23 protein-coding genes are annotated in these 19511 nt (G+C 67.1%); 17 read left to right on the top strand and 6 right to left on the bottom strand.

The window, feature by feature from the left end:
* Nucleotides 1–335: 335 nt before the first annotated feature.
* From JOF56_RS39395 to JOF56_RS39335, 13 genes are all read left to right on the top strand, one after another.
* Nucleotides 336–698: a hypothetical protein gene (locus JOF56_RS39395; protein ID WP_209644496.1), complete on the top strand. Its 363-nt coding sequence runs from the start codon at nucleotides 336–338 to the stop codon at nucleotides 696–698.
* Between the two features lie 1147 nt (nucleotides 699–1845).
* The gene (locus JOF56_RS39390; protein ID WP_209644495.1) at nucleotides 1846–2847 is read left to right on the top strand and encodes a beta-ketoacyl synthase N-terminal-like domain-containing protein; all 1002 of its coding nucleotides are present in this window, start codon (nucleotides 1846–1848) and stop codon (nucleotides 2845–2847) included.
* On the top strand, nucleotides 2844–3698 hold the full coding sequence (locus tag JOF56_RS39385; RefSeq protein ID WP_209644494.1) for a beta-ketoacyl synthase N-terminal-like domain-containing protein: 855 nt from the start codon (nucleotides 2844–2846) through the stop codon (nucleotides 3696–3698). Before JOF56_RS39390 ends, JOF56_RS39385 begins: the two co-directional genes overlap by 4 nt.
* Nucleotides 3695–4561, top strand: coding sequence for an SDR family NAD(P)-dependent oxidoreductase (locus JOF56_RS39380; RefSeq protein ID WP_209644493.1), 867 nt, complete (start codon nucleotides 3695–3697; stop codon nucleotides 4559–4561). The genes JOF56_RS39385 and JOF56_RS39380 overlap by 4 nt, the downstream gene beginning before the upstream one ends.
* A gap of 37 nt (nucleotides 4562–4598) precedes the next feature.
* Nucleotides 4599–5045, top strand: a complete 447-nt coding sequence (locus JOF56_RS39375) for a nuclear transport factor 2 family protein (protein ID WP_209644492.1) — start codon at nucleotides 4599–4601, stop codon at nucleotides 5043–5045.
* A gap of 14 nt (nucleotides 5046–5059) precedes the next feature.
* Complete coding sequence (locus JOF56_RS39370; protein ID WP_209644491.1) at nucleotides 5060–6016, top strand: amidohydrolase family protein; 957 nt, start codon at nucleotides 5060–5062, stop codon at nucleotides 6014–6016.
* Entirely contained in the window at nucleotides 6013–6402 is a 390-nt protein-coding gene (locus JOF56_RS39365) for a nuclear transport factor 2 family protein (protein ID WP_209644490.1), read from the top strand. Before JOF56_RS39370 ends, JOF56_RS39365 begins: the two co-directional genes overlap by 4 nt.
* Before the next feature lie 39 nt (nucleotides 6403–6441).
* Nucleotides 6442–7440, top strand: a complete 999-nt coding sequence (locus JOF56_RS39360; RefSeq protein WP_209644489.1) for a fumarylacetoacetate hydrolase family protein — start codon at nucleotides 6442–6444, stop codon at nucleotides 7438–7440.
* A gap of 44 nt (nucleotides 7441–7484) precedes the next feature.
* Entirely contained in the window at nucleotides 7485–7736 is a 252-nt protein-coding gene (locus JOF56_RS39355) for an acyl carrier protein (protein WP_209644488.1), read from the top strand.
* Between the two features lie 85 nt (nucleotides 7737–7821).
* The gene (locus JOF56_RS39350; RefSeq protein ID WP_209644487.1) at nucleotides 7822–9537 is read left to right on the top strand and encodes an acetyl-CoA carboxylase carboxyltransferase subunit alpha; all 1716 of its coding nucleotides are present in this window, start codon (nucleotides 7822–7824) and stop codon (nucleotides 9535–9537) included.
* Nucleotides 9534–10034, top strand: a complete 501-nt coding sequence (locus JOF56_RS39345) for an acetyl-CoA carboxylase biotin carboxyl carrier protein (RefSeq protein WP_245378561.1) — start codon at nucleotides 9534–9536, stop codon at nucleotides 10032–10034. Before JOF56_RS39350 ends, JOF56_RS39345 begins: the two co-directional genes overlap by 4 nt.
* 44 nt (nucleotides 10035–10078) lie before the next feature.
* Nucleotides 10079–11443 (top strand): acetyl-CoA carboxylase biotin carboxylase subunit, encoded by a 1365-nt coding sequence (locus JOF56_RS39340; RefSeq protein WP_209648743.1) that lies wholly within the window; start codon nucleotides 10079–10081, stop codon nucleotides 11441–11443.
* 296 nt (nucleotides 11444–11739) lie between these two features.
* Nucleotides 11740–12459: a demethylmenaquinone methyltransferase gene (locus JOF56_RS39335; protein WP_209644486.1), complete on the top strand. Its 720-nt coding sequence runs from the start codon at nucleotides 11740–11742 to the stop codon at nucleotides 12457–12459.
* A 72-nt stretch (nucleotides 12460–12531) separates the two neighbouring features.
* Here JOF56_RS39335 and JOF56_RS39330 read toward each other — a convergent pair whose 3' ends face one another.
* Entirely contained in the window at nucleotides 12532–14088 is a 1557-nt protein-coding gene (locus tag JOF56_RS39330; protein WP_209644485.1) for an MFS transporter, read from the bottom strand.
* A gap of 262 nt (nucleotides 14089–14350) precedes the next feature.
* Here JOF56_RS39330 and JOF56_RS39325 point away from each other — a divergent pair, with 262 nt between their 5' ends.
* Complete coding sequence (locus tag JOF56_RS39325) at nucleotides 14351–14962, top strand: TetR/AcrR family transcriptional regulator (RefSeq protein WP_209644484.1); 612 nt, start codon at nucleotides 14351–14353, stop codon at nucleotides 14960–14962.
* 7 nt (nucleotides 14963–14969) lie between these two features.
* Here the strand turns inward: JOF56_RS39325 and JOF56_RS39320 are convergent, their stop codons facing one another.
* A complete protein-coding gene (locus JOF56_RS39320) occupies nucleotides 14970–15314 on the bottom strand; it encodes a hypothetical protein (RefSeq protein WP_209644483.1) in 345 nt (114 codons plus the stop codon).
* Between the two features lie 349 nt (nucleotides 15315–15663).
* Nucleotides 15664–15810: a hypothetical protein gene (locus tag JOF56_RS39315; protein WP_209644482.1), complete on the bottom strand. Its 147-nt coding sequence runs from the start codon at nucleotides 15808–15810 to the stop codon at nucleotides 15664–15666.
* A gap of 345 nt (nucleotides 15811–16155) precedes the next feature.
* On the opposite strand from JOF56_RS39315, the gene JOF56_RS39305 reads away from it, so the two are divergent.
* Both JOF56_RS39305 and JOF56_RS39300 read left to right on the top strand, forming a co-directional pair.
* Nucleotides 16156–16824 carry a helix-turn-helix transcriptional regulator gene (locus JOF56_RS39305; RefSeq protein WP_209644481.1) on the top strand — a complete coding sequence of 223 codons (669 nt, stop codon included), beginning with the start codon at nucleotides 16156–16158 and terminating at the stop codon, nucleotides 16822–16824.
* Nucleotides 16825–16978: 154 nt separating this feature from the next.
* Nucleotides 16979–17266 carry a hypothetical protein gene (locus JOF56_RS39300; protein ID WP_209644480.1) on the top strand — a complete coding sequence of 96 codons (288 nt, stop codon included), beginning with the start codon at nucleotides 16979–16981 and terminating at the stop codon, nucleotides 17264–17266.
* 208 nt (nucleotides 17267–17474) lie between these two features.
* On the opposite strand, the gene JOF56_RS39295 is transcribed toward JOF56_RS39300, so the two are convergent.
* The 3 genes from JOF56_RS39295 to JOF56_RS39285 all read right to left on the bottom strand — a co-directional run bounded on the left by JOF56_RS39295 (nucleotide 17475) and on the right by JOF56_RS39285 (nucleotide 18669).
* Nucleotides 17475–17900: a hypothetical protein gene (locus JOF56_RS39295; RefSeq protein ID WP_209644479.1), complete on the bottom strand. Its 426-nt coding sequence runs from the start codon at nucleotides 17898–17900 to the stop codon at nucleotides 17475–17477.
* Nucleotides 17900–18097, bottom strand: coding sequence for a hypothetical protein (locus JOF56_RS39290; RefSeq protein ID WP_209644478.1), 198 nt, complete (start codon nucleotides 18095–18097; stop codon nucleotides 17900–17902). The genes JOF56_RS39295 and JOF56_RS39290 overlap by 1 nt, the downstream gene beginning before the upstream one ends.
* Before the next feature lie 326 nt (nucleotides 18098–18423).
* Nucleotides 18424–18669 carry a hypothetical protein gene (locus tag JOF56_RS39285; RefSeq protein WP_209644477.1) on the bottom strand — a complete coding sequence of 82 codons (246 nt, stop codon included), beginning with the start codon at nucleotides 18667–18669 and terminating at the stop codon, nucleotides 18424–18426.
* Between the two features lie 216 nt (nucleotides 18670–18885).
* Here JOF56_RS39285 and JOF56_RS39280 point away from each other — a divergent pair, with 216 nt between their 5' ends.
* Nucleotides 18886–19029, top strand: a complete 144-nt coding sequence (locus JOF56_RS39280; protein WP_209644476.1) for a hypothetical protein — start codon at nucleotides 18886–18888, stop codon at nucleotides 19027–19029.
* Nucleotides 19030–19511: the final 482 nt, after the last annotated feature.

Raw genomic sequence — 19511 nt, 5'->3', positions numbered from 1 at the left:
AGGGAACGCACTCCGGGATAGAAATTGTCCGCATATGCCGCGCTGCCGCTATGACGAGAATCTCCTAAGCGTGGCATGAAGTACCTAGTAGTAGGGCAGTCGCACTTACAGATCATGAAAGGCCAGGATTGATCTTGCCCTTGCGCGGCGTGTCCTCCCGGATCCTGATCGATTCATGATCTACGCAAGGGTGGATGAGGTACGCGGAGCCGGACAAGCGGCCACTTACATTTTCCGGACACCTGGTCGAATACTAAGACTCTGCTTCACTTGGTCGCGTCAATTTCATATTCAACCAACCTCGCTTTACTCACTGTAAAATCAAGGAGGACTAGATGAGCAAATACTGGTTGCGGACGGTCGGGCTGACGATGGCGCTGGGTATTTCCCTGCTGGGCTTCGCCGGCTCTGGGCACGCCGCGCTGCAAGAACCCAACTGTGGCCACTTCAAAGCAGACAAGTCGTGGGGGTCCGCCGAGGGCAAGGTCTGCTGGAAAGGTGGACGGTCCGAGGGGAAGGTGCGCGACAAGGAAGATGACGGGAAGTGTGTCTGGGTACGGCTGTGGTACAAGATGGAAGATGGCAGCACGAAGACGCTTGACTCCTCGAAAGCATGCGGAAAGGGCAAAGTCAAATCCGTCGCGAATTCCTCGCCGAAGAAATCCGTTTCTGTCAAGGGTAGCCTCATGCGGGGCTAAATGCGACAGATCGCCCCAAATAATGAACCGCCGATCGGTGTGTGCGGCGGTATGGGCTCCAGTACTTGCGAACTGGTGCGCTGCCCGCTGGGGGACGTGCGCCGCTGACTATGTAAGCGTGCGCAGGGAGAGGCTGCCATGCATAGCCGTATCCGTGGGCCGGTTTTGCGTTGGTCTGGGCCGTCATGGTTTCGGCTTGGCTAAGGGTGGCGAGCACCAGCATCCCCGCTGGTGCTCGCCACCCTTAGAGTGACAGCAGCCGCGTCCGGACGTGGCCGTGATCGACATCAGAATGCCCTGGCCGGGCAGGACCGCGGCAAACCGCCACCGGCGGGTCAGTCCGCCCAGCCGGTGCACCACCCGATTCGCAGTTTGCAGTACACATCAGCAGGGAAATTGCCACGCAGCGGCTTGCGACCATGACTTATGCACATCGCTTGGTCAGTTCAGGGCGATTATCTCCGCGGTCCGGGTCCGGCGAAACAGCGGCGCCTGGCGTGCTCTCGTCAGTGGCCACAGGCTGCCAGCGTAATAGGGATCAGCCTTGTCACGGGGGCTGCTCTGGCGAACGAGGGGGCCAAAAAACTGGCCCCTTGCGCTCGTGGCGTTTGCAGGAGGAGAACTGGAGTTGGGACAACTTTTTCGCAGCGCTTTCGGGTGCTGATCGGAAATATGCATACAACTCTGGAAGCCTTGGGAGACTTATGGATTTCTTTACGTGATCGGTCAGTTCGAGTGTGATCGTAACCATTTCTGGCCAGAATTGCGACTGGCGTCGTGGCCCGCGCTTTCGGCACGGCCGAAAATCGTTCCGGCTGCCACATGAGGAGTAGTGCCCCCGGATACCTCCGGGTCTTCTGCCCATCTGGTGGAACTCGCCTTTCGTACCGGTATCGCGCGTGATTCGCCTTGCCGGGAGAAATAATTCGCAATTTTGTCGGCGAGATGGAGTTCGAGGGAGCAGCGAGTGGGTAGTCGACGATGCGTTGTCGTGACGGGAGTCGGAGCGGTTTCGCCTGTGGGCACTGACGCCGAATCCCATGCTTTGGGCATGATGGCCGGTTGGCCGGTGTGTGAGGCGCTGGGGTTCGAGGGGTTCGATCATGCGATTGGCTGTCGGGTCGGCTTGGTCGGGGAGACCGATGGGTTGCCGAGGCATGTCGGTCTGGGTTTGCACGCGGTCCGGGAAGCGGTGGAGGACGCTGGGTTGTCCGGTCGGGAGCGGGCCGAGATCGATGTGATCGGGGCGACGGCGATCGGCGCGGCCGTGGAGTTGGAGGTGGCTTACCGCGCGGGGGTGGCCCCGCAGGCCGGGGTGTTCGCCCTCGACCTGTTGACCGAGCGGGTGCGGACGGAGCTGGGTGGCGGTGCTCGCCGTTTGACGGTCGCCACCGGGTGCACGACGGCGTTGGACGCGCTGGGCGCTGGGGTGGACGCGGTGGCGTCCGGTCGTTCCCCGCGGGTATTGGTGGTGGCCGCGGAGGCCCCGTTGACGCCGGCGGTGGTGGCCGGGTTTCAGCGTATTGGCGCGTTGTCGACCCGGCCGGTGCCGCCGGCGCGCGCCAGTTGCCCCTTCTCGGCCGAGCGGGACGGGTTCGTGCTCAGCGAGGGGGCGGCGGCGGTGGTCCTGGAGGACGCGGCGCTGGCCGCGGCCAAGGGAGCGCGGCCAGCGCTGGAGGTGTGCGGCTGGGCATCGGTGTCGAGCGCCTATCACATGACCGGCATCCGTAGCAGCGGTGAGGACGTTGCCCGGTCGATCCGGCAGGCCCTGGACGACGCGGGTGTGTCCGCGGACGCGATCGACTGTATCGACGCCCATGGGACGTCGACCCTGTTCAACGATGCCGCCGAAGCCGCCGCCTACGCCGACGTCTTCGGGAAGCGGTCGGCTTCGATGCCGGTGGTGGCGCAGAAGGGCGCGATCGGTCACTCTTTGGCCGCGTCGGGCCTGCTGGAAGTGGTGAGTCTGGCGGTCCTGCTCCCCAAGGAGGTGCTGCCGCCGGTGAAGAACACCACCGTGGACACCTTGGCCGAGCCGGTGGATCTGGTGCTGGGTGAGCCCCGGCACCTGCGGCCGGAGTTCATTGTCAAGAACAGCAACGGCTTCTGCGGCCTGCACAGTGCTTGTGTGCTGCGGGTGCTGTCATGAGGGCCAGGGTCGACGGGCTCGAGGTGTTGGCGAGCCGGGTGCTTCTCCCGGCCGAGGGTGAGACGGTCAGCCTGACCACCGAGCGGCCTGGCGAGCCGGTGATCCGATTGCCGGCTTTCGCCGAAGACCCGTGCCGGGCTGAGGGAGTGCCGCCGCGACTGGGCCGCCGGACCGACCGGTTCGTCGCGCTGGCGTACCGGGCGGTGTCGGAGTTGGTCGCTCCGCTGGTGATGCCCGAACCGGAGCGGGTGGGCGTGTTCTTCGCCGCCACCCGCTGCGGCTACAGCTACGCCCAGCCGCAGTTTGACGCCCTGGTCAGCCGGGGACCGCGGGCGGTGCAGCCCTACTTGATAACCACGTGGTTCGCGACGGCGGCCACCGGCGAGGTCACCGTCGGGCTGGGCTACCGCGGGCCTGCCAAGACCACGACCGGTCGCCTGTCCGGTTTCGCCGAGGCCCTGTGGCTAACCAGGGATGCGCTGGAACGGCAGGCCGTGGACGTCGCCATCGTGGGCGCGGCGGAGTCCGTAGTCGCCCCGTTCGCGGTGCTGAACTGGTCGCCGGAGCGGCCGCTGCCGACAGCGGGCGCGGCGGAGGGGGCGGTCATGTTCGCGGTGCGGCAGCCACCGGCCACTGGCCCGAGTGCTGCCGGGGTGTCCCTGCGGGGCTTGCACTACGACGATTCCGTCCGGTCCACCGCCGCTGACCAGCACTGGATTCCGACGCTCAGCCTCGCCGCCGAGCTCGCCAGGCGCATCGCCGGGGCCTCCGAGGTCGACGGCGACGTCGAGGTCACCCTGGGCGCCGGGTACCGCGTCACGGTGGGACACGGGCTCGGGGAGGCGGCGTGACCAGAAAGGATACCGAAATGATGGATCTCCCGGCGGAGACAACGGTCCCTGAGGAGGTCGCCGACCGGTCCTCGGCTGGTCCGCTGACCGGCCGGGTGGCGCTGGTCACCGGCGGCAGCCGGGGAATCGGGCTCGCTTGCGCGGCCGAGCTCGGCAGGCTCGGCGCCACCGTGGTGGTCTCGGCCACCAGCCCGGACACCGTGCACAAGGGGCTCGCCGCCCTGCGCGAAACGGGTGTTGACCGGGTGGCCGGGCACGTGGCCGACGTGCGCGACCAGCGGCAGGTCGATGCGCTGCTCGACGCCGTCATGACCGCGCACGGCAGCTGTGACGTGCTGGTCAACAATGCCGGCATTGGCGGCATGACCCCCATCGAGAACACACCGGACGAGGTGTGGGACCGCATTATCGGCACCAACCTGACGGGGGCGTTCCGGGTGACCCGCGCCTGGGTGCAGCGTTCGGGGGCGCTCGAAGGCGGCTGGGGCCGGATCATCAACATCGCCTCGACGGCCGGCAAGCAGGCCGCGCCATTGGGGCTGGTCTACGCGGCGAGCAAGCACGGCCTGGTGGGGATGACCCGGACGCTGGCCATCGACCTGGCGGGCAGCGGGATCACTGTCAACGCCGTGTGCCCCGGCCTGGTCGATACAGACCTGACCGCGGGGCTCATGAAGCAGGCGGCCGAGGCGATGTCGATGACACCTGCGGAGGTGCTGCGGATGCGCAACAAGCTTGTACCCATCGGCCGGCACCTGCGCCCGGACGAGGTGGCCCGCATGGTGGGTTTCCTGGCGGTGCCCGAGGCTGAATCGATTACCGGACAGGCCTTCAACGTGTGCGGCGGAATGGGCGTCAACTGACCGCGCGCAACGCGGAATCGAATTCGAAGGAGCTGAAATGGTTGATCGCACACCCCATTCGAACGTGGAATTGTTGCGAGCCGTCTATGCCGATTTCCGCCTGCTGAACGAATTCGCCAGACAGGACATGGTGCTGCACGCCGCCGGATCCCGGGGCATCCTGACCGGCGACTACGTCGGCAAGCAGGCCGTGCTGGCCAGGGTGCTGGAACTGTACCGGCGATCCGGAGGATCGCTCGTGCTGAGCGCGGACGACATCGTCGCCAACGACCATTTCGGTGTCGTACTGGGTCGCCTGGCCGCGAATCGTGCCGGCCGCAGGTTGGAAGGCGAGGTCTGCGGGGTCTGGCGATTTCAGGACGGGCTCATCGTGGAGCACTGGGAAAACTGTGCGGACTGGCCCGCGGCTGAGCGTTTCCTCATCGACGAATTCGACGAAGAAGCGGATGCCGAACCAGCCGATGCCCGGCATTCGACCGGCTGACGGGGGCGGTGATGATGGACCGCATTGACATGCACCACCACGCGCTGCCGGACGGCGTCATCGAACTGATGCAGGAGCTCGGGTTGCCCACCCCCGTTGTGCGGTGGCGCCTGGAGACGACTCTGGACGTCATGGACGCGAACAAGATCGAGGCCAGCGTCATCTCCAACGTCTTCCCTTGCGACGTGCTCGGCGACGCGGCACTGGCGCGGCGGCTGACCCGGCAGGTCAACGAGGCGGCCGCCGAGGTCGTCACCGCCCGCCCGGACCGGTTCGCGTGCTTCGCGATGCTGCCGCTGCCCTATGTTGACCTCGCGCTGGAGGAGGCAGCGTACGCACTGGATGACCTGGGAGCCGAGGGCGTGGTCCTGCTGCCGCACGGCGGCGACCGGTATCTGGGCGACGCGATGTTCGACCCGCTGTGGGCGGAGTTGAACCGCCGCCGGGCGGTCGTCCTCGTCCATCCGCTGGATTTGCCGCAGGGCAGCGCGCCGGGCGTGCCGTCGGTGTTCGCGGACTACCTCCTCGACACCACGCGGGGCGCGATCCACCTGATCACCTCGGGCACCCTGGACCGCTACCAGGACATGTCGATCATTCTGTCTCACGCGGGCGGGTTCCTGCCCTACGCCGCCACCCGTGTCGGGTTCGCCGCCGCACTGGCCGGTGTGGATCACACCACCGTGCGGGACAAGATCCGCCGCTTCTACTACGACCTGGCGCTGTCGGTGCCCTCGGCGCTGCCCAGCCTGCTCGCCACGGCCAACCCCGGCCACATCGTCTACGGGACCGACTGGAGCGGTGTCCCCGCCGCAGTGGTCGAGCACGGCACCCGCGCCCTCGACGAGACCGGCGTGCTCGACGAAGCCACCCGCCGGGCGGTCAACCGGGACAACGCCCTCCGCTTGCTCCCGGGCCTGGCCCACCGCCTCGGCGACACACACCGGATCGAACACGGAGGATCGGTATGACCGACGACCGAGCGGACGCGGACGCGATCCACGACCTGGAGAAGCAACTGTCCTGCGCCATGCGAGACGGCGACGCGGACATCCTCGACGCACTGTGTGCCGACGAGTTGGTCTACGTGCACTCCAACGCGACCCGCGACGCCAAGCCCTCTCTGCTGGCGAAGATCCGCAACCAGGAACTGCGGTGCACCGAGGTACGGCACCAGCCCGAGGACCACGTGGTCGTCATCGGTGACACCGCGGTCGCCGCTGGCACGGTGACCGGGACCGTGTACGTCAACGACCGCGCCATCGAACTGCACAACCGCGCCTTGGCCGTGTGGGCCCGCCACGGCGGGCCCTGGCGGCTGATCGCTTACCAGTCAACGCCCATACCTCCACGGTGAGTGGCCAGGGCCAAGAACACCAGAGCAGGAGAACATGACATGAGATTGGGCTCCCGGCGCACCGGGACGCGTGACGGCCAGCTGGTACTGGTCACCCCGGACCAGCGGCGGGCACTGCCCGTTGACCACATCGCGCCCACCGTGCAGTACGCGCTCGACCACTGGACCGAGGTCGAGGGCCCGCTGCGCGCGGCCGACGACCGGTTGAGGTCGGGCCGGGCGGCTGGCGTGGAACTCGCCGACGGCGACCTGCTGGCGCCACTGCCCCGGGCCTACGCGTGGATCGACTGCGCCGCTTACCCGCACCCCATGGAGTTGCTCGCCCAACTGCAGGGCACTGAGCCATCCGATCCCGCCCAAGCCCGCCGCACACCGTTTTACGACGGGGTCGGCCAATTCATCGCCAGCGGCCAGCCGCTGACGACCCTGAGCAGCGACGAGATGGACATCGAGGCCGAACTCGCCTTCGTGCTCGCCGACGTCGAACGCGCCGCGTCGGAAAAGGAAGCATGCTCGGCCATCATCGGGATCACCGTCGTCAACGACGTCACCCTCAGAGACCTGCTGCGCCAGGACCTCGCTGTCGGCATGGGTATCTATCACGCCAAGCCACCGAGCAGCATGGCGCCCACCATCGTCACCCTTGACGAGCTCGATGACTGCTGGGACGGCCAGTTCGTGCACGCCCAGATGCACAGCTGGGTCAACGGCCGGCTGATCGGCCGGCCCGACACGGCGGTGGACATGGCCGCCACCGTGCCCGAACTGATCGCCCAGGCCGCCCGAACCCGGCCACTCACCGCCGGCACCGTGCTGGCCACCGGAACGGTGTCCAACCGCGACCCTCAAATCGGCGCCGCGTGCCTTGGCGAACTGCGTATCCGGGAAACCCTCGCCCACGGTGCCCCCACCACCTCCTTCCTCCGGCCCGGGGACCACATCGCCATCGACCTGCGCGCACACGACGGGTCTGTGGCCGGAACGCTCCACCACACCATCGCGCCCGACCCCACGACCGGCCCCGTCGCCGAGACGTGAGAGGTCCGCGCCTCTCATCTCGCGACACGATCAAGGGAGCAACAATGTCAGAAACCACCGAGATCCTCGTGGGCTTCGCCCGCATCATCCAGGACGTCACCGCCGGCGCGGTGACCCAGCAGGACGTGACCTTCGAGAAGTCCTTCGCCGACGACCTGGACCTCGACTCCCTGGCCATGGTGGAGGTCGCCGTCCGGGCAGAAGAGACATTCGGCGTGAGAATCCCCGAGGACGAAGTCCCCAACCTCAAGACCGTCCGAGACGCGGTGAACTACGTCTCCACCAACGCCGCGTGAGCCGCATGGAGCCACGCCTCCACACCGTCCGAACGGTCGTCGGCATACCGAGGTGGGGGACGAGGGATGAGGGAGACCGCAGGAGATGACGACCACGATGAACCGTGCGCCCGGCGCGTCTGGACAGGCGAGCGCCGAGAACGACTGGCTGGTCTGTGCAAAGTGCCGTTCGCTGTTGTACCGAAACCGGTTCGAGCGTCTCGCCCAGGTGTGTTACGAGTGCGGCTGGCATGCACCGTTGACTGCGCGGGACCGTCTCGGCCAACTCCTCGACGCCGGCTCGGCCAAGCTCGTCGAGCCGGGCCCGTCCGTGCACGACCCGCTCGGTTTCACCGACCTGGTGCCCTACAGGGAGCGGCTGATGAAGGCACAACGGGCGACCGGCCTTGATGATGCCGTGCAGGTGGTTCGGGGAGCCGTGCGGGGCAACCGGGTCGTAACGGCTGTCATGGACTTCCGGTTTCTCGGTGGCAGCCTCGGTACCGCCGCGGGCGAGGCGGTCGCGACGGCCGCGGAAACCGCGCTCGCTCACCGGGTTCCCCTCGTGTTGGTCACCGCCTCCGGTGGAGCGCGGATGCAGGAGGGCGTACTGTCGCTGATGCAGATGGCCAAGACCAGCAACGCGATGGCCGCGCTGGACGAGGCCGGCCTGCTCACCGTCACCCTGGTTACCGATCCGACTTTCGGTGGAGTGGCCGCGTCGTTCGCGACCCTGTCCGATGTGATCGTCGCCGAGTCGGGTGCCAGGATGGGATTCGCCGGGCCCCGGGTCATCGAGCAGACCGTTCGGCAGCGCCTGCCGGACGGCTTTCAGTCCGCCGAGTTCCTCCTGAAGCACGGCCTTGTCGACGACGTGCGCAGCCGGACGGAGCTGCCGCAGGTGCTGGCCGTGTTGCTCGGTGCGACCCGGTCGGCCTGCCCGGATTGGGGACGCGGCGAGACCGATCCGGTGGTGCGCGACCCCGGCCTGTTGGAACGTAAGGACATCGAGCGGGTGATCGAGCTCGCCCGGCATCCCGATCGACCGACCACATTGGACCACGGAGCAACCTGGTTCGACGGTTTCCTCGAGCTGCACGGCGATCGTGCCGGCGCCGACTGCCCCGCGATCGTCGGCGGCCTGGCGAACCTGGACGGGCTGCCGACGATCGTGATCGGGCATCAGAAGGGACACACCACCGGCGAGTCGATCCGGCGCAACTTCGGGATGCCCGCACCGGCCGGCTACCGCAAGGCGGTTCGGCTGATGCGATTGGCCGCGAAGCTGCGTGTTCCGGTGGTCGCGCTGATCGACACCCCGGGCGCCTATCCCGGCATGGACGCCGAGCGGCACGGCCAGGCGAACGCGATTTCCGAGTGCCTGCGTGTAATGGGCGGCCTTCCAGTGCCCGTGGTCAGCGTCATCACCGGAGAAGGCGGCAGCGGGGGAGCGCTGGCGTTGGCTGTGGCCGATCGCGTGCTGTTGTGCGAGAACGCGATCTATTCGGTGATCAGCCCTGAGGGCTGTGCCGCCATCCTATGGCGCAGCCCTCAGGCCGCCGCGAAGGCGGCCGCCGCCCTACGCCTGGATTCCCGGTCGTTGCTGGAGTTCGGCGTGATCGATGGAGTGATCCCGGAGCCACGCGGTGGCGCGCATCGCGACCCGGCCCGCGCCAGCCTGCTGGTTCGCGACGCCGTGAGATGTGCCCTGCGCGAGCTGCGTGGCCGCGACGGCGAGGAGTTGGTGGCCTCTCGGCGGGAGAGATTTCGTCGGCTTGGGTTGGTCGAAACGACGATGGAGACCGAGGTGGAGGCGAGATGACCAGGTCGGGCACGCGCCCTCCGCCGGACATGAGCCCGCTGGAATCGGAGATGAGCAGGCTGGGTGCACAGGACGCGATGGAGATCCTCGGCCGCAGCCTCGCCGAAGTGGTCCGCGCCGCGCCGCTGGTACCGAGCCGAGCGCGGGTGCGGTTCGGCTGCGCGAGCATCGAGGTCGAGTGGCCGCAGGCGGAAACCGGCGGACCAGGGTCGCCACCGGTGCCGGATCCGGTCGACGCGGCCGACGGATTGCGGGAGGTGCGCGCTCCGTTGGTCGGAACCTTCTATCGGGCTCGCGAACCAGGTGCCCGGCCGTTCGTCGAAATCGGCGACGAAATCGAGGCCGGGCAGCAGGTCGCGATCGTGGAGGCAATGAAGCTGATGAACCCGATTGTCGCCGAGGATGCCGGACGGGTCGTCGAGATCCTTGTCGGAGACGGGGATCCGGTGGAGTACGGCCAGTCGCTGCTCCGGCTGGAGCAACGGGCCGAGGAGTGAATGAGGTGCCTTTGGCTGCAGCGTACGCGGATCCGGGCAAGCCGTTGTTCGACAAGGTGCTTGTGGCCAACCGTGGCGAGATCGCCCTGCGCGTGGTCCGGACGTGTCAGGAGATGGGAATCCGCTCGGTCGTCGTGTACTCCACCGCCGACCGGGACTCGGCGGCCGTGCTAGCGGCCGATGAGGCGGTGCAGATCGGGCCTGGTGCGCCCAGGCGCAGCTATCTCTATCCACCGATGATCATCGAGGCCGCCCTGCGTACCGGAGCGCAGGCCATCCATCCCGGATACGGCTTCCTGTCGGAGGATCCGGACTTCGCCGAGATCTGCGCGCGCAGCGGCCTGGTGTTCATCGGTCCTCGCCCGGAGGTGATGACCAGGCTCGGCGACAAGGTCCTGGCGCGTGAGCTGATGAGCGAGGTGGGGCTGCCGGTGGTGCCTGGATCGGCCCGTGTGGTGAGCGACCCGGCTGAGGTTCTCGCCACTGTCAAACGGATCGGCTTGCCAGTGATCATCAAGGCTTCGGCGGGCGGCGGCGGACGCGGCATGTCGGTCGTGCGTGATTGGGACGAACTGCTACCCGCGTTCCGAGCCACGCGCGCCGCGGCGCGTGCCGTCTTCGGCGACGAACGGGTGTACCTGGAGCGGTTCTGGGAGCGGGCGCGGCATGTCGAAGTGCAGGTGCTGGCCGACGGCCACGGCAACGTCGTGCACCTTGGGGAGCGGGACTGCTCGGTGCAACGCCGCCACCAGAAGCTCGTAGAGGAGAGCCCGGCGCCGGGCCTGGCCCCGGAAATGCGCGCCAGGCTGACAGATGCGGCCGTGCAGGGCGCGTCGGCCGCCGGTTACACCGGAGCGGGGACCTTCGAGTTCCTGGTCAACGGGGATCAGGCCGCGTTCATCGAGGTCAACTGCCGGATCCAGGTCGAGCATCCGGTGACGGAAATGGTCACCGGCATCGATCTGGTCCGCGAGCAGATCCGGGTGGCTGCCGGGCTTCCGCTTTCGGTGTCCCAGCAGAGCGTGCGTATGTGCGGTGTCGCCGTGGAATGTCGGGTCAACGCGGAGGATCCCAGCCGCGACTTCGCGCCCTGTCCGGGCGAGCTCACCGAGTTCGTTCCGCCGGGCGGACCCTTCGTACGGGTGGACACGCACGCCTATCCGGGTTGGTCGGTCCCGCCGCACTACGATTCGCTGCTGGCAAAGGTGATCGTCTGGGCGCCGGACCGAGAGCAGGCGCTGTGCCGGATGAACCGCGCGCTGCGTGAATTCCGCATCGGCGGGCGTGGCATCCGGACGACCAGAGACCTACTCCGGGACGTCCTGGCTCACCCGGCGTTCCGGGCGGGTGAGCACGGCACGGCGCTACTGCGTCAGCTGGACGAAATGAACGATCTGGCCATGCGGTGAGTCAACCGTCAGTGGATGGTTGGTTAGCGCACTCATTGATCGACGGTGAAACTGATAGCAGCCCGTCCAACTCACAATCTTGCCGTGGTCGATCGGCCATCGATCCGGACTGTCGCGGAAGCAAGCCCGCGGCGGACATCAGGTTCGGGTGTCCAATTCAACGGCAATTTTCTCCTGCCGCCGGTGGAATGGACCGCGCCGCTGCGATCATCGCTGTTTCTCGAAGGTTTCGACCAGTGAACGGCCACAATATACAGCGGCGGTCAAATGGGCTCGGTCCGTCATACAGTGGCCATATGAGGCGCGCAGGATTGGACAAGGATCCGCACGCGGTCGCTTCGATGTTCGATGAAGTGGCTCGCCGTTACGACCGGACCAACACGCTCATGACGTTGGGTATGGACCGGCAGTGGCGAAAACAGTTCCGCGCCGCGGCTGGCACCGGGCCGCGTGACCGTGTGCTCGACCTGGCCGCCGGGACCGCGGTCTCCACGGTGGAACTCCAGCGGGACGGGGCGTTCTGCGTCGCGGCGGATTTCTCGCTGGGCATGCTTCGCGCGGGAGCGCACCGGAATGTCCCCTCGGTCGTCGCGGACGCGCTCCGGCTGCCATTTGCGGACAACGTTTTCGACGCAGTGACAATTTCTTTCGGCTTGCGCAATATCGCGGACACTGTGGCCGCGCTCACCGAGATGGCCCGGGTGGCCCGGCCGGGTGGCCGGCTAGTCGTCGCGGAGACCTCCACCCCGTCCCCGCTGAGCCTGCGGAAGTACCTGGAGTACCTGATGGGCGCACTGCCCGCGATCGCCCGCCGGGTGAGCAGCAACCCCGATGCCTACGTCTACTTCGTCGAGTCCCTCCGGGCCTGGCCCAACCAGGCCGCACTCGCCCAGTTCATGTTCAAGGCCGGCTGGACCGACGTCGCCTGGCGCGATCTCAGCGGCGGCATCGTCGCGCTGCACCGGGCGACGAAGCCCGCGCACCCCGCGCACCCCGAGCGGTCCGGCCGGGCGTAGCGCCGGCGGTCACTGCGCGTTCCTGGCGCCCGGAGCCTTCCGCGGACACGGCGTTGTTGTTCTGACGCCGGGTCACCGAGGGCCTGCGTTTCCGCGCTGTCCTTCTCGTGGGCCGTCGCTCCCCGCTGTCGCTTCTCGCGCTTGCCGGCCCGGCAGTACGACCAGTGCGACGAGCACCCCCACCGCAGTGACCGCAGCCCCAAGGAGCAGCGCGTCACCGAACCCTTCGACGAACGCCTCCCGAGCGCTCTCGATCAGCGCCCGCCCCTGATCCCCGCCGATGGACGGCGCGACTGCTGTGGCGGCACCGATCGAGTCGCCGACCGCCTCCGCGGCGGGACCCGGTAGCCCGTCGAGCCTGGGCAGCGCGTCACGGTAGGACGTGGTGAGCACACTGCCGACCACGGCGATCCCCAGTGCTCCGCCGACCTGCATAGCCGCATCGGTGACTGCGGAGCCGGCCCCGGCCTGGCCGGACGGTGCGGCCGCCAACATGGCGTCCGCCGCGGCCGGCATGCCGAGCCCCAAGCCAAGGCCGAAGAGCGCGAGGCTCGTCAGAACCCGGGTCTCCGACTCGATTCCGGCCCCTGCGGTCAGCGCCAGCGATCCGGTGATCAGCACAAGGCCCGCCGCCACGACCCACCTCAGACCGATGCGCTCCACCAGCTTTGGCGAGAGGGGGGCGGCGGCGATCACCGTGGCGATCGGCAGCAGCCGCAGACCCGCCGCCAGCGGTTCGTACGAGAGCACGAACTGGAGGTACTGGGTGAGGACGAACAGCACGCCGAACATCCCGAAGGAGAGGGCGGTGATGGCGGCCGCGGCACCGCTGAACCGTGCATCGCGGAACAGTTCAGGTTGCAGCATCGGGTGCGGTGCACGCCGCTCCCACAGGACAAACGAGACCAGCAGCAGCGTGCCGCCGCCGAGCGAGCCGATGATCACCGGGTCACTCCAGCCGTTCCTGGACGCTTCCACCAGTCCGTACACGAGCGCGACCAGGCCCAGCACTGAGAGCAGGACGCCGAGCAGGTCGAGTCCGGGGTGCTTCTCATTACGCGACTCGGGGATCAGCCACAGCCCTGCGACGAGGGCCACGATCACCACCGGGACGTTGATGAGGAAGACGGAGCCCCACCAGAAGTGCTCAAGCAGCAGACCGCTGACCACCGGGCCAAGCGGCACACCAAGGGCTGCCGTGGCGGCCCAGATGCCAATGGCCTTGGCCTGTTCTTCGGGCGGGAACACGTTCTTGATGATGGAAAGCGTGGCTGGCATGATCATCGCCGCTCCGACGCCCATGGCGGCGCGCATCACGATCAGTGTCGTGGAATCGTCGGCGAAGGCTGCCCCCACCGAGAACCCCATGAACAGCAGGAGCCCGACGAGAAGCAGCCGCTTGCGCCCAAAGCGGTCGGCGAGAGTGCCGCAGAGCAACAGCAGCCCGCCGAAGGCCAGGGTGTACGAGTCGATGATCCACTGGAGTTCCGTGCTGGTCGAGCCCAGGCCGGTCTGGATCTTCGGCAGCGCCAGATTGAGGATCAGGTTGTCCAGGCCGATCAGGACCAGACTGAGGCACAGCACGGTGAGGATCTGCCAGCGGCGCCTATGGACAGTTGAATGGTCCACGGTCATCCCTCTTTCGGTGATGTGGGAACCGCGCCCGGACAGGGAGCGACAGTTGCCTGTCGTTCATGGAGATTCCGCGGGGCGGGAGGCTGGATACAGCAGAAGGCTCTGTGGCCGATGGCGCAGTTCGCCGGAGTGAGACCGGGGACGACCGCCTTGGACACGATCGGGTTCGACGGATGCCCGGCGAAGCCCAGCACGACGAACCCTCACGACATTACGATACCAAAGTTCCGGAACTCGGGTATCGTATAGAAACATCATGCCGAATCCAGCACCACGACTGGGCCGCCCCAGGGACAGCCAGACCGACCAGGCCGTTCTCTTGGCCGCGCGCGAGCTCCTCGCCGAGTCCGGCTACAGCCGTGTGACCATGGACGCGACCGCCGCCCGCGCGGGCGTGGGCAAGGCCGCGATTTACCGCCGGTTCGGCTCCAAAGCGGAGCTGCTCTTCGCCGCGGCCGTACACGGCATGGACATCGAGCCCCCTGCAGACTCCGGCTCGCTGCGCAGCGACCTGCGCGCGATGGCCCACGTCATCCACGAGCGGCTCACCACGCCCGCAGCCCGCGAAGTGATACCGGCGGTACTGGCCGAGGCGTCCCGCGACCCCGCCCTGGCCGCCCGGTTCCAGAGCACGTTCGTCGCCCAGGAGCGCAGGGACCTCGAAGCGATCATGGAGCGCGCCTGGCGGCGCGGCGAGTTGTCGCGGCCAGTGGATCCCACACTCGCACATCTGCTGCTGGGCGGCCCGCTCTTCGTCGCCCTGTTCGTCTTCCCCCATCCACTGGACGAGGACCGTCTCGATGACATCGCGTCGGTGATCGCCGCAGGGCTCATCGCCCACACCACCGGGCCCCCGCGGTCAGGGTGATCAGGGGTCAGCGCTTACGGCGGGCCACCAGCAGCACCAGCTTGCGGGTCTTGCACCCTCCGGTGGCCCGAGGCTCGTCCTGCAACTGCAAGACCGAGGCCAGCGACCTGATTGTCGTGGTGGTGCGATGGGCGGCGATGGCGTTGCGTTGCTCGCGGGTGCTGGCGTCGATGTAGACCTGGCTGGTGGCCAGCGAGGCGTGCCACCCGGCGGGTGCCCTCCTCGTAGTACAGGCCGGTGTCCATGACGCGGCCCTTGGCGTTAGGTCGCCGCTCGCAGCGTGGACAGTGGTCGAGGTTGCGAGCTCTCGGTGTTGACCCGAGGTGTCGAGATCGGACGGGGCGAAGGTCACGGGGCTCCTGAGTTGATCGACGAGCAGCCGGGCGACTGGAAGAGCTGGGTGTCCTAGACCCGCAGCAGCTGGCGCTGGTTCGTTAGCGGCGCCGCGCCGATGGCCGAGTAGATGCCTATCCGCGATCGGCACCGACTGTCTGTACTCTTGCCTGCAAGACTCGGCCGGGCCATGTCGGTCTGCCACGTGAGCAACTCGGTCGTGTGATTTCTCCAACCAGCCCGTACCTCCAGGGGACTGCACCCGGTCAGTCCAATCTCTGTACCCGTGATTGCGCGGAAGAGGCCTTTCACCCGATGTTGCCCAGGTTCTCGTCGCTGCGGCGGGCGAGGTGGTTATCAGGCCGTTCTCACTGCGGGACTTCGTCACCCACCGTGCCACCCACACCTACCACCGCAACATCGCCGACGTTCTCCGCGCCGTAGCCAGTAACGCACCACCTGTCGGTGGCGTGCGAGTGCTGCGGGATCGTCCGATTCGGACGAACACTGCGCACCGCCGCGGAGCTCCCTTGTCGCGTGGTCGAACCAGAGCCAACGGCGTGAGTCACCTTCGCGTCGTGGAGGACATCGACCGCGCCGGCGCCTCGACCGGGAAACAGGCAGCCACCGAAGAGCCAGCTGTGTCGCGCGTGGCCCGCGACTTCCAACGGTCGGTGACGGCTTTCTGCTGTTCCCGCCGACCAACTGCCCTGGATGGTCAGCTCTGCAGGTAGGTGAGTACAGCGCGGACGCGGCGGTGGTCGTCGGTGTTGTCAGGTGGCAGGTCGAGTTTGGTGAAGATCGCGTTGATGTGCTTGGCGACGGCCATGGCGAGCAGTCGGGCTATTCCTTTGCGCTTTATGCGCTCGCCCTGGCTGAGATGCCCCCGGGGCGACCTCGAACAGGCGACCAAACACGCGCAGGAATCGTTGCGCCTCAAGAAGACCTTCAACGACCTTCCGGGCATGGCTTTGGTCGTCGACCTGCTGGCCTCGATCGCGTCCGCGGCGGGCGACCGTGCGCGGGCGGCGATGTTGCTCGGCGCGGTCCAGCAGGTCTGGGCCTCGATCGGTGGGCAGGTCCGGATGGGTACCCAGAACGTGATCGCCCCGCACGAGGCGTGCGAGCGGCAAGCCCGCCACGCCCTCGGCGACCGTGCCTTGGAAACTGCCTACGCTCGCGGTGCTGAACTCGGCCTCGACGAAGCCGTCGCCTACGCGCTCGGAGGGAAACCCGCGCCCGTCACCTCGGCCTCCACCGCGAGGGGCACAGCGAGCACGCCGCTGACCCGCCGGGAGCAGCAGGTCGCCGAGCTGGTCGCGCAAGGCCTGTCCAACAAGGACATGGCCGCGCGGCTGGTGATCGCCCAGCGCACCGCCGAAGGCCACGTGCAACGCATCCTGACCAAGCTCGGCTTCACCACGCGCACCCAGCTCGCCGCCTGGGTCACCTGGCATGGGAAAGACCGAACCCATGACGGCGCGTACCCGGGCCGGGTCGGCTGGTGGGCAATCTGCCGGGCGCGGTGACGAGTTTCGTGGGTCGCCGACGCGAGATCGCCCGCGCCGTGCGGCTGGTGCGGCGGGCCCGGCTGGTCACATTGACCGGGGTGGCCGGGGTGGGCAAGACCCGGCTGGCGTTGCGGGTGGCCGCCCAGACACACGAGGCCTTTCCCGGACGGGGGTGCGGCTGCTCGAATTGGCCGCGCTCACCGAGGACAGGCTGCTGGCCCAAACGCTCGCCGACGTCGTGGGGGTATCCACGATCAGCAGGGACGGCGGCCTGCTCTGGACCTGCTGGCGGACAACAGGTGCTGCTGGTGCTGGACAGCTGCGAGCGCACTGCGAACAGGGCGTCCGTGACGCACTCGGGAAGAAGCAGTTCACCGGGCGCCCTGGGACATCGTCGCAGGTCAAGGCTGTAACCGGCGTATCTGAATCGGTCACTGACACTTCCTTGCGCGACCGCTGACACTTCGCTGCGCGAGTACTGACACTTTGCTGCGTTTGCCGGGACAAACAGGCTGCGCGTCATACCTGGGACGCGCGAAGAAAGTGTCATCCGTCGCGCAGAAAAAAGTGTCAGTGACCGATTCAGCACGAGTCATAAGGTCACATTATCTGGCTCGCTCGATCGGTTTGCGCGGTGTGTGTGCAGGCTCTGCGCTCGCCCCGGCGGTCTATGACCGGCGCCGAAGCAGTTTGACCTCGATGCGGGGATCCAGCGCGTGCACTCGGGCCGTGCCATCGGTGATCGCCGCCCAGCCGCGGACCCGGCACGCCGCCACGACATGGGCGACGGCCAGGGCGGTCCAGTCGGTCAGGGCTTCGTCGGGCTCGTCCGCCTCGGCGAGGAGCACACCGACGTCGCTCGCGCGACTGCGGTCCAGCGGGTCGATCACCGTGACCGGCAGATCAAGCAGCACACCGATCGCGTCGTGCACCGAGGACGGAGCTGTCGCACACGCGAGAGCCAGGGCGGTGGACGGCACCAGCAAGGTCGCGCCCTGCTCCACCGCTGCCCACACCACCGCCTGCGCATACGGATCGGCATGGGCGAAGAAGGTGATGGCGGGAGTGTCGAGAATCCAGCCGGTGGCGTGCATCAACCAGCGTCAGCAGTCCTCGGCGGCGGGAAGGGGTTCTCCACGCCGTAATGGTCGCGGTAGACGTCATCGAGTGCCCACGCGGGCGGCTGCCCGAAACGCCGCTCCAGCAACGCGAGCGCGGCCGTGCGCCGCTGCTCGGCCATGCCGTCGATGGCCTCCGGGCTATCCATGCCGGTGTTGCGCGGGTCGGGCATGTGACTACGGTACCGGATCACCGGGCACATGTGAGTTCGCTGCTACAAGCAGCCACGTTGGTCACGGACCGTGGCGGAAGACATCGCCGGGCGACCCAGGTGTCGAACCTGTCGCCGCCCTCGAGGAATCCCGTAGCGTCTCAGTCCACAACAGACCGACGCCAAGGTGGATGCGGAGGCGTCTGGCCCCCTCTCATACCACCAGAATGGCCAGGTGTAGGGCACATGGGTGCATGTTCGGGTGGGCAGTCCTCGGTGTCGGCGCCGAGCAGACGGGCTCAGCCATCACTGTCCTGTCGACGTCGCTGGCAGCTGCCGAACATTCACTACCAGCGCCATACGAGTTCGGTCCGGGTCGTTTCCGCCAGGTTCGCACACGCCTGCTCGGCGGTCGTGTCACCGGCCTGGATGCGGTGCAAGAGCCATAGCAGGAACTGCACATCGATATACCAGGTGTCGGGCCGTCGTTCCCCTGAGATGGCTCGACCGCCGGCCAGGACCTGGAACACCGCCTTCTGCCGTTGATCGCCGGCTTCGAACTCTGTCGTCAACGTCTGGCCAGGCCCGAACATCGACTTACACTCCATTCCGATTCATAGTGATCTTGGTCGTCACGGTCGTAGTTGTCCGAGTGGTGATGGTGATCGTCTGGTGCTCCGCACTGGCGGGACCGAACTGTGCTGGCGGACCCGTCCTACGGCGTTCCTACACGGAGCGCGCCGAGGTCGACATCTTGTTGTGCCTGTTGAGTATTCGCCGGGTGGACATCCCTGCTCACGATCACGAAGGTGGGCCAGTGCCTCGGCCGCGACGGCGGTATCCCGACGGTCACCGGGACCATCGCGTTCGTAGTCGACAAGACCGGCGAGCTCGTCGGGGCACAGCCGGGACAGGTCGCGACGGTTCCCGTGCGGTGGATGTGGCTGCCGTGACTGCCTCCTTTCCCCGTTCGAGTGCCAGGTCCGCTGCTCGCGGTTCAGTGCCGCCGAGCTTGTCGGACCACCGCGCCCGGCCCAAATGCAACGCCACTTCGCCGCCGTCTCAAAGATTCGCAAACTCCCTCACAAGATGAACGTTGCCAGTCGATCACAAACGACGTGATGGTCAACCTGCCGAAGGGCACGGTCATATATCAACAACGTCAGCCCAATCAGTTCAATGAATGCCTGACCGGCCCGCCTCAAAGATCTCGATACAAACTCCTGTCTCCCCCCTAATGACCTTGAGGCAACCTCGACGATCATCATTTTGATGTTGCCCGCCTGGCCAGATCGCCCAATTGGCGGGAAGGATAGCCAGTAGGTGAGAAACCGGCAAAGATAGCGACGTTACCGAAACATCCCATGATACGCATGAATACGTGGCGCATGGCGGCTAGTCCAGCTACTTGCCTGGTCAACGCCATAATTTCACG

This window comes from Kibdelosporangium banguiense (genome assembly GCF_017876405.1).
Taxonomy (GTDB): Bacteria; Actinomycetota; Actinomycetes; order Mycobacteriales; family Pseudonocardiaceae; genus Kibdelosporangium; species Kibdelosporangium banguiense.
The sequence above is the reverse complement of the archived record's forward strand: the minus strand, read 5'-3'. Positions and strand labels throughout refer to the sequence as shown.

What these genes read in the sequence shown, in the direction of transcription:
- JOF56_RS39325 (WP_209644484.1), top strand. Translation starts at nt 14,351, where the DNA reads ATGCCGAATCCAGCACCACGACTGGGCCGCCCCAGGGACAGCCAGACC.
- JOF56_RS39355 (WP_209644488.1), top strand. Translation starts at nt 7,485, where the DNA reads ATGTCAGAAACCACCGAGATCCTCGTGGGCTTCGCCCGCATCATCCAG.
- JOF56_RS39360 (WP_209644489.1), top strand. Translation starts at nt 6,442, where the DNA reads ATGAGATTGGGCTCCCGGCGCACCGGGACGCGTGACGGCCAGCTGGTA.
- JOF56_RS39345 (WP_245378561.1), top strand. Translation starts at nt 9,534, where the DNA reads ATGACCAGGTCGGGCACGCGCCCTCCGCCGGACATGAGCCCGCTGGAA.
- JOF56_RS39350 (WP_209644487.1), top strand. Translation starts at nt 7,822, where the DNA reads ATGACGACCACGATGAACCGTGCGCCCGGCGCGTCTGGACAGGCGAGC.
- JOF56_RS39395 (WP_209644496.1), top strand. Translation starts at nt 336, where the DNA reads ATGAGCAAATACTGGTTGCGGACGGTCGGGCTGACGATGGCGCTGGGT.
- JOF56_RS39305 (WP_209644481.1), top strand. Translation starts at nt 16,156, where the DNA reads ATGCGCTCGCCCTGGCTGAGATGCCCCCGGGGCGACCTCGAACAGGCG.
- JOF56_RS39385 (WP_209644494.1), top strand. Translation starts at nt 2,844, where the DNA reads ATGAGGGCCAGGGTCGACGGGCTCGAGGTGTTGGCGAGCCGGGTGCTT.
- JOF56_RS39375 (WP_209644492.1), top strand. Translation starts at nt 4,599, where the DNA reads ATGGTTGATCGCACACCCCATTCGAACGTGGAATTGTTGCGAGCCGTC.
- JOF56_RS39365 (WP_209644490.1), top strand. Translation starts at nt 6,013, where the DNA reads ATGACCGACGACCGAGCGGACGCGGACGCGATCCACGACCTGGAGAAG.
- JOF56_RS39335 (WP_209644486.1), top strand. Translation starts at nt 11,740, where the DNA reads ATGAGGCGCGCAGGATTGGACAAGGATCCGCACGCGGTCGCTTCGATG.
- JOF56_RS39295 (WP_209644479.1), bottom strand. Translation starts at nt 17,900, where the DNA reads ATGCACGCCACCGGCTGGATTCTCGACACTCCCGCCATCACCTTCTTC.
- JOF56_RS39290 (WP_209644478.1), bottom strand. Translation starts at nt 18,097, where the DNA reads ATGCCCGACCCGCGCAACACCGGCATGGATAGCCCGGAGGCCATCGAC.
- JOF56_RS39370 (WP_209644491.1), top strand. Translation starts at nt 5,060, where the DNA reads ATGGACCGCATTGACATGCACCACCACGCGCTGCCGGACGGCGTCATC.
- JOF56_RS39285 (WP_209644477.1), bottom strand. Translation starts at nt 18,669, where the DNA reads ATGTTCGGGCCTGGCCAGACGTTGACGACAGAGTTCGAAGCCGGCGAT.